The sequence below is a fragment of the Roseibium algicola genome, assembly GCF_001999245.1.
Taxonomy (GTDB): Bacteria; Pseudomonadota; Alphaproteobacteria; order Rhizobiales; family Stappiaceae; genus Roseibium; species Roseibium algicola.
In genome coordinates this window covers 463,307-477,726 of sequence record NZ_CP019630.1, presented here as the reverse complement: position 1 = coordinate 477,726, position 14,420 = coordinate 463,307, and the positions used below count along the sequence as shown (strand labels likewise).

The window sequence follows — 14,420 nt, the reverse complement described above, 5'->3', positions numbered from 1 at the left end:
GGAAACCGCGCCGGCCAAAGGGGCGGGGTACTCATGTCACTGATATTGCTCATAGAGCAGGTTCTGAACGGCCTGCAATTCGGCATCATGCTGTTTCTGATGGCCGCCGGGCTGACCTTGATCTTCGGCGTCATGGGTTTGATCAACCTTGCCCATGGTTCGCTGTACATGATCGGGGCGTTCTGCGCGGCGGCTGTTGCGGCTGCAACCGGATCGTTTCTGCTGGGCCTCGTGGCGGCACTTGCCGGTGCTGCCATCGCGGGTGCCTTGGTCGAGTTGGTGGTCATCCGCCGGCTTTACGCCAAGGATCATCTGGATCAGGTGCTGGCGACATTTGCGCTGATCCTGATCTTCTCCGAAGGAACGCGCTGGATCTTCGGTTCCTTTCCGCTGTTTCTCGACGTGCCGGAATTCCTGTCCGGCCCGGTCACGTTGCCGGGCGGCATCGAATATCCTCTCTACCGGCTGACGCTGATAGCCGTCGGCCTTGCCGTGGCGCTCGGTCTCTGGATGCTGATTTCCAGGACGCGTCTCGGTGTGCAGATAAGGGCAGGGGAAAATGACCGCGAGATGATTGCGGCCCTCGGCATCGACATTGCACGGCTCTATACCATCGTCTTCGCGCTTGGCGCCGCACTGGCAGGTCTTGCCGGCGCCCTGGTCGGTGCCATCCAGTCGGTGCAGGTCGGCATGGGGGAACCGGTGTTGATCCTGGCTTTCGTCGTCATCGTCATCGGCGGCATCGGCTCCATCAAGGGGGCGCTTGTGGGCGCTATCCTGGTCGGATTGACCGATACGCTCGGTGGCATCTTCCTGCCGGAGATCCTGAAACTGTTCCTCGATCCGTCGACAGCCACGTCCGTCGGATCCTCGCTCGCCTCCATGGCGATCTATATCCTCATGGCTGCGGTGCTGATCCTGCGTCCTGCCGGTCTGTTCGGAGCGCGCGCATGATCCGGGAACGCTATCTCAATGCGCTGACGCTGGCGCTCTTCGTCGCGATCCCTTTTTGGGCGATCTCGGCGGAAGAACCCTTCACCATTACGCTGATGACGCGTGCCGTCGTCTTTGCGATCGCGGCCGTTGGCCTCAACATCGCGCTCGGCCTTGGCGGGCTGGTCAGTCTCGGTCACGCGGTCTTCTTCGGCCTCGGCGGTTATGCCATGGGTATCCTCGCCTACCATGCCCAGAACTATACCGCGCTCACCGAGTGGCCATTCCTGATCGAAGGCACGAAGTCCATGCCGGTGATCTGGCTGGTGGCCGTCGTGGTGTCTTCCCTGGCTGCGCTGGTGATCGGGATCCTGTCCTTGAGAACGGCAGGGGTCTACTTCATCATGATCACGCTGGCCTTTGGCCAGATGTTCTTCTTCTTTGCCATTTCCTGGGCGGAATATGGCGGAGAGGACGGACTGTCGATCTATGTCCGCAACGGGTTTCCGGGGCTCAATACGCTGGACCCAATCCAGTTCTACGGGCTTTGCCTGGGGCTTTTGTGCCTTGTGCTGCTGTTTGCATGGCGGCTGTCCGGGTCTCCATTTGGTCTTGCTCTCAATGCTGCCCGGCAGGTTCCCGTTCGTGTGGAGACCGCGGGACTGGACCCGGTGCGGCTGAAGCTCGTTGCCTTCGTTGTGTCCGGCGCCATCACGGGTCTCGCAGGGGCATTGTTTGCCGACCTCAACCGTTTTGTCAGTCCGACGATGTTCAGCTGGCAGACCAGTGGCGAGATCATGATCTTCATCATCATCGGTGGGGTCGGACGGCTTTTCGGGCCTGTGGTCGGTGCGCTGGTCTTTGTTGCGCTGGAGCACTGGCTCGGAGCCTTGAGCGACTTCTGGCACATCTACCTAGGGCTGTTGCTTCTGGTCATCGTGCTCTTCGGCAAGGGCGGTGTGATTGGCATGATTTGCGGACGGGAGGCTGTTCATGACTGATGCTGTCCTGCAAACAAACGGCATTTCCAAGAGCTTTGGTGCCTTGCGTGCCAGCCGTGACATCTCCATCGACCTGAAGCCTGGCGAGATCCATGCGATCATCGGTCCCAATGGTGCCGGCAAGTCCACCCTGATCGGGCAGATTTGCGGAACACTGCGGCCTGATGCCGGGGCGGTTCGCCTGCTGGGCAGGGACGTTACGCATCAACCGACACGCGCCCGCGCGCGCGCCGGCCTCGGGCGTACCTTCCAGATCTCCTCGCTGGCCATGGAAGACACGGTTCTCCAGAACGTTCTGCTCGGGGCACTGGGCGCCAGCGGTCGGCCCTGGAGGTTCTTCTCCAACGTGACCAGGGACACCTCTTTGCGTGAAACCGCGGAGGAAGCGCTCGCCCGTGTCGGCCTGTTGGACCAGGCACGCATGCGCACGGCGGAGCTCAGTCACGGCCAGCGTCGTCAGCTGGAAGTGGCCGTTGCGCTGACGCAGAAACCAAAGGCGCTTGTCATGGATGAACCCATGGCAGGCATGGGCTCTGAAGGCTCGAAGCTGCTTACCGGTTTTCTCGATCAGCTCCGGCACGAAGCACCGATCCTTCTCGTCGAACACGACATGGACGCGGTCTTTTCGCTGGCAGACCGTATCAGTGTGCTGGTGTACGGCGAGGTGATTGCCACCGGTACGGTCGATGAAATCCGGTCCAACGCCGCCGTCAAGGAAGCTTACCTGGGAGACGAAGCATGAGCAGTCTTCTGACACTGTCCAATGTGACGGCCTCCTATGGCGCCAGCCAGGCGCTTTTCGGCGTTGATCTGGAAATTGGCGAGGGTGAAGTGCTGGCACTGCTCGGCCGTAACGGCATGGGCAAGTCGACCACGGTCAAATGCATTTGCCGGATGCTCTCCGCGCAAGGCTCGCTGACATTTGCCGGTCATGACCTTGCCCGCCTGCCGAGCCACAAGGCTGCCCGGTTGGGACTGGGCCTTGTTCCTGAAGGCCGTCGCTGTTTCAGCACCTTGAGCGTTCAGGAAAACCTGATCGCGGCGGCACGGCGCGGCGACTGGACCTTCGAACGCGTCATAGGCATGTTTCCGCGGCTTGGTGAACGGCGCGGCCAGCGGGCGGGTTCGCTGTCGGGTGGCGAACAGCAGATGCTCGCCATTGGCCGAGCCCTGATGACCAACCCGAAGCTGCTGATCCTGGACGAAGCGACCGAAGGTCTGGCCCCTGTCATCCGCCAGGAAATCTGGGCCGTGATCCGTCAGTTGAAGGCGGAAACGGGGCTCGCGATCCTCGTCATCGACAAGTCGATCAAGGAACTGCGCCAGGTTTGCGACCGGGCGACGATCCTGGAGCGCGGCACATCCGTCTGGACTGGCGGTATTGATGCTCTGACCGACGACGTCACTGCCAAGTACATCGGAGTTTGAGTGATGTTCCGGTTCGAGCAACCCATCTTGTTCAAGCATTGCGATCCGGCGGGGATTGTCTTCTATCCCCGCTATTTCGAGATGATGAACGATTGTGTCGAAGCCTTTTTCGACAAGGTCGTCGAATGGCCGTTCAAGGACATTCACAAGGTGGGAGCCGTACCGACTGCGGAAATTCGTACGCGTTTCATGGCTCCGAGCAAACTGGGCGATCTTCTGGTGCTCGGCTTGAACGTGACCAAGGTTGGCCGGACCAGTTGCGGCATCGCAATCAGCGCGCAATGCGAAGGCGAGGCGCGTTTCCAGACCGAGCTGACCATCGTCAACGTGGACAGCAGCGGCAAACCGGAGCCATGGCCGGAACAGGTAAAACAACGATTTCTGGACCAGTTGGCACTCGCTTGAGCGCCGACCGGTTCAACAGGTAGGGAGCGATCAGCCTTGAGAGTTCAATCCAGTCGGATTGATTTTCAGCTGATCCGGAAGACAAGGAAAGTCAGGATCAATGACGGTCAAAAGCATTCAACCCGACGGCTGGGCCCCGGCAAAAGGCTATGCAAACGGCATGTTGACGGAGGGCAAGACGCTCCATATCGGCGGCCAGATCGGCTGGAACAAGGACCAGGTCTTTGAAACCAGTGACTTCGTCGGCCAGATGGAACAGACGCTCGCCAACATTGTGGCCATTGTCGAGGCTGCCGGTGGAGCCGTGACCGATATCGCCCGCCTGACATGGTTCATTACGGACAAACGCGAATATCTTGCCCGGCAGAGAGAAGTCGGTGAAGCCTACCGCCGGGTGATGGGGCGGCATTTCCCGGCCATGTCGGTCGTCGTGGTGGCCGGCCTCATCGAGGACGATGCATTGATCGAAATCGAGGCGACCGCCCAGGTCGGCTGACCGGCAGAGAATATTTCCGTTGCGCTATCTATAGCCCGGCACCTCGTGCCGGGCTTTTGTTTACAGCCTCCGCGACAGGCCGTCTTCGGGACAATCTCCCACCTCGATTTCGTCCTCCCGGACGGAGCGCAGCGCAGATCCTGGAACGGGGAAGCTGAGGCCTGTCGATAGGAGGCGGGCCACCGCCGTCGCCAGCGGCTCCCCGATCCCGGCTCGCGCGTTGCTTGGCCGGGATGACGGCGGTGAGTTTGATAGTTGTGAGAAGCGGTGGGGCAGCTCAGCTGGCTGCCCTTTGGATAATCTCCCACCTAGATTTCGTCTTCCCGGACGGAGCGCAGCGCAGATCCGGGACCGGGGAACCGGGGCCAGTCGATAGGGCAGGAGGACTTGCCGCCGCTGCCAGCGGCTCTCCGATCCCGGCTCGCGCGTTGCTTGGCCGGGATGACGATGGTGAGGGTGATTGTGGTGAGAGGCGTGGGACTGCGGTGGCTGGTGTTCTTCGCGAGAGTGTGAAATTCACTCAATAAAACAATTGTTTAAACGGGATAGCGCTTTGCCTGAAAATTATGTCAGACAAAGTGTTTACAATGTCAGACAAAGTGGTAACGTGAGATGGCAAACAAAGAAGGTCGACATCTGTTCATGCCGGAAAATGCACAACAGCCGAAACCGGAAACGGGGTCTGCAGCAGCGAGTGAGCCGCGGGATGTGCCGCGAGCCCTGATCAGCCTCATCGAGCAGGAAGGTCTCAAGATCGGGGATCGTCTGCCGCCGGAACTGGAGCTTGTGCGCCGTCTCGGCTTTGGCAGGTCGACCATTCGCGAGACGCTCAAGACCTGGGAAAGCATGGGTGTCGTCAGCCGCAACAAAGGAGCCGGCACAAGGCTCATCGCGGAAATATCAACCAATACACTGCGCGTGGCCCTCACCATCAAACATGAAGCCGAGAGCCTGTTGCGAATGCAGCAGGTTCGACGGCCTCTGGAAATCGAGTCGGTGCGTATCGCAACGAGATCCGCAACGCCGGACCAGCGCCGCATCATCAATGCCCGGGCGGCGGAACTGATGGCTGTGTTCGAAGCCGGTGAAGACTGGCGCCCGGCCGACCATCGGTTTCACAACGCCGTTCACGATGCGACCGGCAATCCCCTGTTCAGGCAGTTCATCGAACAGATCCAGAAAGCCTTTCACGACATTTACGAAACACCGTTCGGCAAGCCGCATCTCGGCCAGGACACCATCCCGCTGCACCGCCCGCTTGCCGACGCGATCATCGCCGGTGACGAGGACAAGGCAGCGGAACTGACCGAGATGATCATCGATATGGTCTGTGCCGAAACCCAGAAAATTTCAGAGGAACACGATGGCTGACGCTGTGCCGGGTGGATATTCGATCGAGACGCTGCTGGCGGCTGCTGCCGAGACAGGAGGCGCTGTGGCGCCGCCGATCGTGCAGACGTCTCTCTTCACCTTCGACAACTACAAGGCCTTCGAAGACCGGATGGCGGGCCGCTCCAACGAGCCGCTCTATACACGGGTTCAGAACCCCACTGTGGCTGCCTTTGAAAAGCTGATGGCCCAGGCGGAAGAGGGCGAAGCTGCTGTCGGTTTTGCGTCCGGCATGGCAGCGATCTCCTCCACCGTTCTTGCCTTCGTCAAGCCGGGTGACCGCATTGCCTGCATCGAACATGTCTATCCGGATGCCTATCGCCTGTTCGAGCGAATGCTGCGCCCGTTTGGCGTCGGGGTTACCTATCATTCAATTGAGGAGTTCCAGTCGGATCCGGATCTGCTCAAGGGCGTGAAGCTCGCCTATCTGGAAAGCCCGACCTCCGTCGTCTTCAAGACGCTGGATCTCGGACTTGTCGCCTCACATGCGAAAAAGCACGGCACGATCACCGTAATCGACAACTCCTGGGCAACACCGCTCTTCCAGCGTCCACTGACCCTCGGCATCGACATCGTTCTGCATTCTGCCTCCAAATACCTGTCCGGCCATTCCGATACGGTTGCCGGCGTGGTGGTGGCACGCCAGGACCTGATCGACGGGATCCGGGACCTGACCCTGCCGCTGCTCGGCGGCAAGCTTGCGCCATTCGAGGCTTTTCTGCTGACCCGGGGACTGCGCACCCTTGGCCCGCGCATGCGCCAGCACCAGGCGACCGCGAACCTGTTTGTTGACCGGCTGGCGAGCCACCCGCATGTCAGCGCGGTGCATTCGCCCGGTCCGAACATCGTGCCTGGTCTGACCGGCCGCTCGGGCCTGTTGTCCGTCGCGCTGAACGACAACGTCGACATCCCGAACCTTGCCGACAGTCTGAAGCTGTTCCGCCTTGGCGTCAGCTGGGGTGGTTTCGAAAGCCTGATCCTGCCGACACGCATCGGCCTCAACCAGGCGGGCGAGCAGAATTCAATGCAACGCTTTGGCGTGTCCGACCGGATCGTACGCCTCAGCCTGGGGTTGGAAGACCCCAACGATCTTTGGGCCGACTTCGAGGCGGCCTTGAGCAAAAGCGCCCGGACATAAGACGGCGCAATTCAAACCAAACCTGAAAGAAGCGGAGTTGAACCATGAGGGGACTGATAGGAGCAATTAGCGCATTGGCGTTTCTGGCAGGCTCGGCAGCGAGCGCGGAAACCCTGAAGCTGGTGGAAGTGATCACCAGCCCGGAGCGCACGGAAGTACTGCAGAAGCAAGTGGACGCCTTCGAGGCTGCCAACCCGGGCACGGAAGTTGAAATCGTCTCGCTGCCCTGGGGCCAGGCCTTTGAAAAGCTGGCAACCATGGTGGCCGGTGGCGACATTCCCGATGTCGTTGAAATGCCGGACCGTTGGGCGGGCATCTACAAGGACAGGCTGGTCGATCTGAACGACAAGATCGCAGGTTGGGAATATGGTGGCACGCTGACCCAGAAAACCCTGGACATGGGCCGCCAGACCGACGGCAAGACGGCACGGATGATCCCTTACGGCTTCTATCTGCGCGCCATGTTCTACAACAAGAAGCTGCTGGCGGAAGCCGGTGTCGAAAATCCGCCGAGCACGATGGCGGAATTCATGGATGCGGCCAAGGCCGTTTCCGAACTGGACGGAAAATACGGATATTGTCTCCGGGGCGGACCTGGTGGGCTCAACGGCTGGATCATGATGGCCGCCACCATGAACGGGGACAACACCTTCTTTGACGCGGATGGCAAGAGCACGCTCAACCAGCCGGGTTCCGTCGAAGGCATCCAGTTCCTGATCGACATGTACCAGAACGGTTATGCCCCGAAGGATTCCGTCAGCTGGGGCTTCAACGAGATCGTTGCCGGCTTCTATTCGGGAACCTGTGCGTTCCTCGATCAGGACCCGGATGCGCTGATCGCGGTTGCCGAGCGTATGGCGCCGGAAGACTTCGCTGTGGTTCCGATGCCTGTCGGTCCGGCCGGCAAGGCTTTCCCGACCATCGGTTTCGCCGGTTGGGCGATGTTCGACACGACCAGCAACGAAGACCTTTCGTGGAAGCTGATTGCGCATCTGTCCAGCCCGGAAACCAACAAGGAATGGGCAAAGCGCGTTGGCGTCATTCCGATCCATGAAGGTGCAGAGCAGGATCCGTACTTCAAGACCGAGCAGTTCAAGGGCTGGTTCGATACCCTGAACGGCGACCAGTACATCCCGACGGTCATGCCGACCTATCTGGAGCAGTTCGGTTACTTCGCGGACTCCATCGCCCTGGAATCCAGCCAGGAAGCCCTCCTGGGTGAAATCTCCGCTCAGGAAGTGGCCGACAAATGGGCCGAGTTCCTGACGGAAGAATATGGCCGCTGGAAAGCCGCGCAATGACCACGATCGACACTGCCGTGCCCGGGAAAAAATCCCGGGCTCGGCCCACCTTTTACTTCCGTTACATGGTGGAGCCTTATCTCTACCTGACCCCGGCAATCGTGCTGATTGCCCTGGTGATGCTGGTGCCGCTGGTGATCGGCGTTTCCTATGCCTTCCAGGCCGTCAACCTGCTGCGCCCGTTCCAGTCGGGCTGGGTCGGCTTCGCCAACTTCGAGGCCCTGTGGTCTGACCGGAAGTTCTGGCTGGCGCTCACCAACACGTTCTGGTGGACGCTCGGGTCGATTTTCTTCCAGTTCTTCCTGGGACTTGGCCTCGCGATGCTGCTGAACACACAGTTCCACGGCAAGCGCATTGTTCAGGCACTGGTCTTTCTGCCCTGGGCCGTACCGACGTTCCTGTCGGCTCTCACCTGGGCCTGGCTCTTCAACCCGACCATCGGACCACTGCCGCACTGGCTGGCCGCTCTCGGGATCCTTTCGGAGCCGTTCAACATCCTGGGTGACAAGGACCTGGCCATGTGGGGACCTGTGACCGCAAACGTCTGGTTCGGCATTCCCTTCTTCGCCATCACACTGCTGGCTGCGCTGCAGTCCATCCCGGGCGAACTTTACGAGGCTGCGGAAATTGACGGCGCGACCGCCTGGCAGACCTTCACCAAGATCACGCTGCCGTTCCTGGCACCGATGATCGCAATCACCGTCATGCTGAGGACGATCTGGATCGCGAATTTCGCCGATCTCATCTTCGTCATGACCGGCGGCGGACCTGCAAACTCGACGCAGATCCTGTCGACCTACATTTTCACAACAGCCTTCCGGAAACTCGATTTCGGCTATGCCTCCGCAATCGCGGTCGCGCTCCTGGGTCTGCTGCTGATCTACGCGGCAATCCTGCTGGTGCTGCGCCGGAAACTGGTCAAGATCTGAGGTGCTTCGATGAGTGCGCTTCGTAATAGCTCGCCTCTGGCGGTCACGGGAAAATATCTGGCTCTGGCGTTTTACGTCGCCTTTGCGCTTTTCCCGCTCTACTGGCTCGTCAAGATCGCGATCACGCCGGACAAGCTGATCTTCACGGAAGGGACGGCGCTCTTTCCGAGCGAGTTTACCTTCGAGAATTTCCAGACCGTTCTGATCGCAACGGATTTCCTGTCCTATTTCAAGAACAGTGTGATCGTGTCCATTGGCACCGCGGCCATCACCACGGCGATTGCGGCGGCTGCCGGATACGCTTTCTCGCGGTTCGATTTTCGCGGCAAACGGCTGATCATCGCCCTGATGCTGATCACCCAGATGTTTCCGCTTCTGATGATCATTGCCCCGATCTACAAGATCGTTGCAGCGATCGGACTGCTGAACTCGCTTACCAGCCTGATCATCGTCTACACGGCCTTCAACATTCCCTTCGCCACCTTCCTGATGCAGTCCTTCTTTGACGGCATACCGAAGGATCTGGAGGAGGCCGGCATGATTGACGGTTGCAGCCGCTTCGAAGCGCTCAGGAAAATCATTCTGCCGCTGACGCTTCCGGGGCTTGGGGCGACACTAGGCTTCGTCTTTACCGCCGCCTGGAGCGAGCTGCTCTTCGCACTCATGCTGATCAACTCCAACGACACCATGACCTTCCCCGTCGGGCTTCTGACTTTCGTTTCGAAGTTCTCTGTCGACTGGGGGCAGATGATGGCCGCCGGCGTGCTCGCACTGGTGCCGTCCTGTCTGTTCTTCATCTTCATCCAGCGCTATCTGGTCCAGGGGCTTACCTCTGGCGCCGTCAAGGGGTAGGAGACCCAGACCATGGCTCGTATCGAACTCAAGAACATCGCCAAGGCCTATGGCTCCGTCGAGGTGATGCGCGATATCAACCTCTCCATCGATGATGGCGAATTCATCGTACTGGTCGGCCCGTCCGGCTGCGGCAAGTCCACGCTGCTGCGCATGATTGCCGGCCTGGAACCGATTTCCGGAGGCGACTTCACGGTAGACGGCAAACGCATGAACGAAGTGCCGCCCCGTGATCGTGACATGGCCATGGTTTTCCAGTCCTATGCGCTTTATCCGCATATGGATGTGGCGCGGAACATGGGCTTCTCGCTGGAAATCCGCAAAGCGGCCAATGAGGAGCGTGTAAGCAAGGTGCAGGAAGCTGCCAGGACACTTGGCCTGAGCAATCTGACAGCACGCCTGCCCAAGCAGCTTTCAGGCGGGCAGCGCCAGCGTGTCGCCATGGGCCGAGCAATCGTCCGTGATCCAAGCGCCTTCCTGTTCGATGAGCCGCTGTCCAATCTCGATGCGGCACTGCGTGTCGAAATGCGATTGGAAATCGCTCGGCTGCACCAGCGTCTGAAGTCGACGATGATTTATGTGACCCACGACCAGGTGGAAGCCCTGACGCTGGCCGACAGGATCGTGGTCCTGAATGCGGGCGACATCCAGCAGGTGGGCACGCCTCTGGAGCTCTACGACACCCCTGCCAACAAGTTCGTTGCCCAGTTCATCGGGTCTCCGACCATGAACATCCTCGATATCGAACCGAAGGAAGGTGGCGTTTCACTGAAGAACGGCGCCAGCCTAGGCCTTGGGTTGAGCAACGGGCAAGCAGCTGCAAGGGAGTTGGGGGTCCGGCCGGAACATCTCAACATCGTCGCCCAAGACGTCGCTCATATTTCCGGAACGGCCGAACTGGTCGAGCACCTGGGCTCGGACACCAACATTCACGCAAGTGTGCCAGGCATCGGTCAGGTCCTGGTGCGCGAGCACGGGCATTTCGCGCTGAAATCCGGTGATCCGGTCGGCATCGCGCTGGATCTCGATAAGACACATCTGTTCGATGCTGAAGGCCGACGCCTGGCAGCCTGAGTGTGAGGAGAACTCAACCCCACGCTTGCTCAGGCTGATTAAATAGTGCGTCCACGGTCAGTTGTTGCTGCAGAGGCAGGCTTTGTAGGCGTCCAGGCTGGTGGCATCGAGTGCGCAGCCATATGCCTGCCAATTGACGAGATCGATTTCCGGGGTCGCTGATTGGACGGCATAGAGATCGCTGAACCGTTGGCGCAATGGCTCGTCGTTCTGAAGCGTCTTGGCGAGCGAAGCCCGGCTGGCGGCGGAAAGGTCCGGAACCGCATAGGTGGAGCGATAGTCATATTCGAGCTGCCAGTCCGGTTTTGCACCGGCGGCGGCAGCTTCGAGGTTCGTCAGATAGAAGGTCGCCGAGTCCTTCACCGCGCCGCTGGTCCTGTCGTATAGAAAGACTGCAAAGGCCGGGTTGTTGCCGAAGACAGGGCTGACCGATGCCGTTATCTGGTTCGCAATCAGCGGTTCGCCCGATGCATCATTGATGACAGTGAAGCCGTCCATATGCGTGTGGCCGGAAAACGTGTAGTCGACGGTGCCGGCATATTTGTACATCAGCTCCAGAAAGTCCGTGAGGTAATGCTCGTGCCAGAAGAGGTGGATACTGGCCTCACACGTCTCCTTGTCTGCATGGCGCGCTGTATCGCGGGCATCGGCCCCTGGTGGAACATGCATCAGTAGCTGCGCCTTGCGGCCGGCTTGCTGCGTTACTGCAAGCTGCTCATCCAGCCAGGTCATGACGTCCTTTCCGGGATCGCCACCATTGGTATTACAGGCATCCGAATAGTGTTTTGCCCAGTAGACGTTGCTGAGGGCGATGATGTCCTGATCGGGCACAGTTGGATGCGTAACCTTGTAGAAACCGTCGTGCTTGAACGCCTGGAACCCGCCCGGTTGACGGCTCAACTTCGCCCACTGCTCGCCGACACCTTCAAGAAATGCACTGTCGGGAGCGAGCTGGTAGTCACCGCAGGCTGAATCTTCGTTGCCCAGAACGCCGTAGACCGGGATGTCGCCGAAGGTATCGCCCAGAAGCTGGGAAACATATTGTGTGGTCTTGATGGCAAACGAGGTCACGCCCTTCGGATTGTCGCCCGCTGTCTTCTGGTAGGTGTCATTGAAGTGGTGGCTCAGGTAGTCACCGGTATAGAGCACGTAGTCGTAGGTCATGCCTTGGGCTGCCGCCGCATCCAGGGCGGAGACCATCAGCGAGTAGCTGGCATCATTGCCGTAACTCTTGATGTTTTCGGCAGATCCCTTGAAAATTTCCGTCCACCCGGAGACTGGGCTCTTGTCCAGTGCCGGCACGAGGGCCGGATCACTGAACGGGTCGAAGTGGATGTCGGTGACGATCAGAAACAGACCCTCGTTCGTTCCCGGGTAGAACACCGGTTCCGTGGATTGGGCGCGAACACCGTCGAGCGTCAAAGTGACGGCTGCAAATGCCGCAAAAGAAAATGCCAACCTGTCGAACATTCCGGCCCCCTAGCTGTGCCAAAAATTCCCTAGCGGAATATTGACACAGTCAAACACGGCACCGGTAAATGGATGTGAACCGCACTTCCGAAAATTGAGCCGATTTGCGCCTACCGATAGACCAGTGTCGGCAGCCACATCGAAAAGGCCGGAACGAAGGTCAGCAGCAGCAGCACCGTGATCAGCGGGACGAGGAAGGGAGCCGTTGCCGTCACGCATCGCTCGAAAGGCACTTGCGCCACTTTTGAAAGCACGTAAAGCACCATGCCGACCGGGGGCGTCAGAAGGCCGATCATCAGGTTCAGGATCATGATGATCCCGAAATGGACTGGATCAATACCCAGGCCGACGGCCACCGGAAGCAGCACCGGCGTCAGAATGGTGATGGCGGCAATTGTTTCCATGAACAGGCCGATCACCAGCACGATCAGCGTGATGATCAGTAGCAGAACGACCTTGTTGTCCGTCAATGCCACCATCAGCTCGGAAAAGTGGCGTGCGGTCTGGTTGGCCGTCAGGATCCAGGCGAAAATCGTGGAAGCGGCCACGATCAGCATGATGGCTGCGGTCGTCTCCACCGTCTCGAAGGATACCTTGAGGATCTTTCTGAAATTCAGCGTCCGATAGACGCCGACACCCAGAAAAATGCACCAGGCGACGGCAGCGATCGCCGCTTCCGTCGGAGTGAAAATACCGAACATGATGCCGCCGATGATGATCGTCGGTGTCATGAGGGGAAGCAGGGCGTCGAGAAAGGTCTGGCCAAGCCGCGAAAAGCGGAAATTGAGATCGCGCGGATAATTCCTCTGCCGAGAGTACCAGGCAACCATCACCATCAGGGCCAGTGCCATCATGAGGCCGGGAACGATGCCGGCCATGAAAAGCTGGCCGATGGAAGCGTCCGCGATGACGCCGTAGATAACCAGGGGCAAAGACGGAGGTATGATCGGCCCGATAGTGGAAGAGGCAGCTGTGATGCCGACCGCGAAATCCGTATCGTAGCCACTGTCCCGCATGGCCTTGATCTCGATGTTGCCGAGACCTCCCGCATCCGCCACGGCGGCTCCTGACATGCCGGCAAAGATGACACTCGCGCCGACATTCACGTGACCCAGTCCGCCGTGCATCCAGCCGACCGCCGCGCGGGCGAAGGCAAAGATGCGGGTCGTGATGCCTGCAGAGTTCATCAGGTTGCCGGCAAGGATGAAGAAGGGAACCGCAATAAGCGGAAACGAATTAATGCCGTTGACCATGTTTGCCAGCACGATCATCGGCGGCAGGCCTTCCATCAGCACGAAGGCGAGCGAGGCGAGGGCGAGGGCGGCAGCGACCGGCACCCCGATGATCATCAGGGCGAACAGGAGCATCATCATGAACAGGACGGCCATCGGCGAAAACTCTTCAATCGGTTGGCAGGTGGTCGTCCAGCGAGCGGACGAGGTCTTCGGGGCTTTGGCGAAGGCGGCGCCACAGCCAGATGGCCGAGTAGAACGCCATCAGTCCGAGAGCGACGACGCAGATCGTGTAGATCCATGCCTTCGGAATCGGCAGGGAAATCATCTTCTGCCGGGTTTTCTGGGTCAGTTCGATACCGATCCAGGTCATGGAGGCGAAAAAACCGAGCGTGATCGTCTGGGACAGAACGGTCAGACCTTTCGCAAGACGCGGTGGCACCATGCGCATCAGAAACTCGAGCGTGATATGCGCACCACGCCGCGTCGCGGTGATTGCGCCAAGAAAGCAGACCAGGATCAGCAGATAACGGGCCACTTCCTCGGTCCACGCGAGGGAATCGTTCAGCACATAGCGAGTGAAAAACTGGAGGAAAACGACCACGGCAAGGACCCAGAAGACCAGAATGCCGGGGGCATCGATCCATTTCAGTGCGCTGAGGTCGGTTTCGGTCTCGTCAAAGTGAAGCAGTTCGGGCGCGCCATCCGCGCGCCCTTGCTCCGTTTGTGCGGTGGCTTGTTTCGTTTGGTCAGCCACGGCATCGTTGCTTTG

The 14,420-nt window shown here is 59.5% G+C and carries 15 protein-coding genes; 12 read left to right on the top strand and 3 right to left on the bottom strand.

The window, feature by feature from the left end; translation table 11 throughout:
* Window positions 1-33: 33 nt before the first annotated feature.
* From B0E33_RS02335 to B0E33_RS02280, 12 genes are all read left to right on the top strand, one after another.
* Window positions 34-954, top strand: coding sequence for a branched-chain amino acid ABC transporter permease (locus tag B0E33_RS02335; protein ID WP_022997654.1), 921 nt, complete (start codon window positions 34-36; stop codon window positions 952-954).
* On the top strand, window positions 951-1,934 hold the full coding sequence (locus tag B0E33_RS02330) for a branched-chain amino acid ABC transporter permease (protein ID WP_022997653.1): 984 nt from the start codon (window positions 951-953) through the stop codon (window positions 1,932-1,934). Before B0E33_RS02335 ends, B0E33_RS02330 begins: the two co-directional genes overlap by 4 nt.
* A complete protein-coding gene (locus B0E33_RS02325; protein WP_077290314.1) occupies window positions 1,927-2,676 on the top strand; it encodes an ABC transporter ATP-binding protein in 750 nt (249 codons plus the stop codon). Before B0E33_RS02330 ends, B0E33_RS02325 begins: the two co-directional genes overlap by 8 nt.
* Entirely contained in the window at window positions 2,673-3,362 is a 690-nt protein-coding gene (locus B0E33_RS02320; RefSeq protein ID WP_055659143.1) for an ABC transporter ATP-binding protein, read from the top strand. The genes B0E33_RS02325 and B0E33_RS02320 overlap by 4 nt, the downstream gene beginning before the upstream one ends.
* Window positions 3,363-3,365: 3 nt before the next feature.
* Window positions 3,366-3,767: an acyl-CoA thioesterase gene (locus B0E33_RS02315; protein WP_077290313.1), complete on the top strand. Its 402-nt coding sequence runs from the start codon at window positions 3,366-3,368 to the stop codon at window positions 3,765-3,767.
* A 100-nt stretch (window positions 3,768-3,867) separates the two neighbouring features.
* Window positions 3,868-4,263 (top strand): RidA family protein, encoded by a 396-nt coding sequence (locus B0E33_RS02310; RefSeq protein WP_022997649.1) that lies wholly within the window; start codon window positions 3,868-3,870, stop codon window positions 4,261-4,263.
* Window positions 4,264-4,875: 612 nt separating this feature from the next.
* On the top strand, window positions 4,876-5,634 hold the full coding sequence (locus tag B0E33_RS02305) for a FadR/GntR family transcriptional regulator (RefSeq protein WP_228148052.1): 759 nt from the start codon (window positions 4,876-4,878) through the stop codon (window positions 5,632-5,634).
* Window positions 5,627-6,790, top strand: coding sequence for an aminotransferase class I/II-fold pyridoxal phosphate-dependent enzyme (locus B0E33_RS02300; RefSeq protein ID WP_077290312.1), 1,164 nt, complete (start codon window positions 5,627-5,629; stop codon window positions 6,788-6,790). Before B0E33_RS02305 ends, B0E33_RS02300 begins: the two co-directional genes overlap by 8 nt.
* 44 nt (window positions 6,791-6,834) lie before the next feature.
* Window positions 6,835-8,091 (top strand): ABC transporter substrate-binding protein, encoded by a 1,257-nt coding sequence (locus tag B0E33_RS02295; protein WP_031268042.1) that lies wholly within the window; start codon window positions 6,835-6,837, stop codon window positions 8,089-8,091.
* Window positions 8,088-9,020 (top strand): carbohydrate ABC transporter permease, encoded by a 933-nt coding sequence (locus B0E33_RS02290; RefSeq protein ID WP_055659150.1) that lies wholly within the window; start codon window positions 8,088-8,090, stop codon window positions 9,018-9,020. The genes B0E33_RS02295 and B0E33_RS02290 overlap by 4 nt, the downstream gene beginning before the upstream one ends.
* A 9-nt stretch (window positions 9,021-9,029) precedes the next feature.
* Window positions 9,030-9,872: a carbohydrate ABC transporter permease gene (locus tag B0E33_RS02285; RefSeq protein WP_022997643.1), complete on the top strand. Its 843-nt coding sequence runs from the start codon at window positions 9,030-9,032 to the stop codon at window positions 9,870-9,872.
* Between the two features lie 12 nt (window positions 9,873-9,884).
* Window positions 9,885-10,946, top strand: coding sequence for an ABC transporter ATP-binding protein (locus B0E33_RS02280; protein ID WP_077290311.1), 1,062 nt, complete (start codon window positions 9,885-9,887; stop codon window positions 10,944-10,946).
* Between the two features lie 57 nt (window positions 10,947-11,003).
* Here B0E33_RS02280 and B0E33_RS02275 read toward each other — a convergent pair whose 3' ends face one another.
* From B0E33_RS02275 to B0E33_RS02265, 3 genes are all read right to left on the bottom strand, one after another.
* Entirely contained in the window at window positions 11,004-12,416 is a 1,413-nt protein-coding gene (locus B0E33_RS02275) for a metallophosphoesterase (protein ID WP_077290310.1), read from the bottom strand.
* Between the two features lie 110 nt (window positions 12,417-12,526).
* Entirely contained in the window at window positions 12,527-13,804 is a 1,278-nt protein-coding gene (locus B0E33_RS02270) for a TRAP transporter large permease (protein ID WP_022997640.1), read from the bottom strand.
* A 13-nt stretch (window positions 13,805-13,817) separates the two neighbouring features.
* On the bottom strand, window positions 13,818-14,405 hold the full coding sequence (locus B0E33_RS02265; protein ID WP_167579479.1) for a TRAP transporter small permease: 588 nt from the start codon (window positions 14,403-14,405) through the stop codon (window positions 13,818-13,820).
* Window positions 14,406-14,420: the final 15 nt, after the last annotated feature.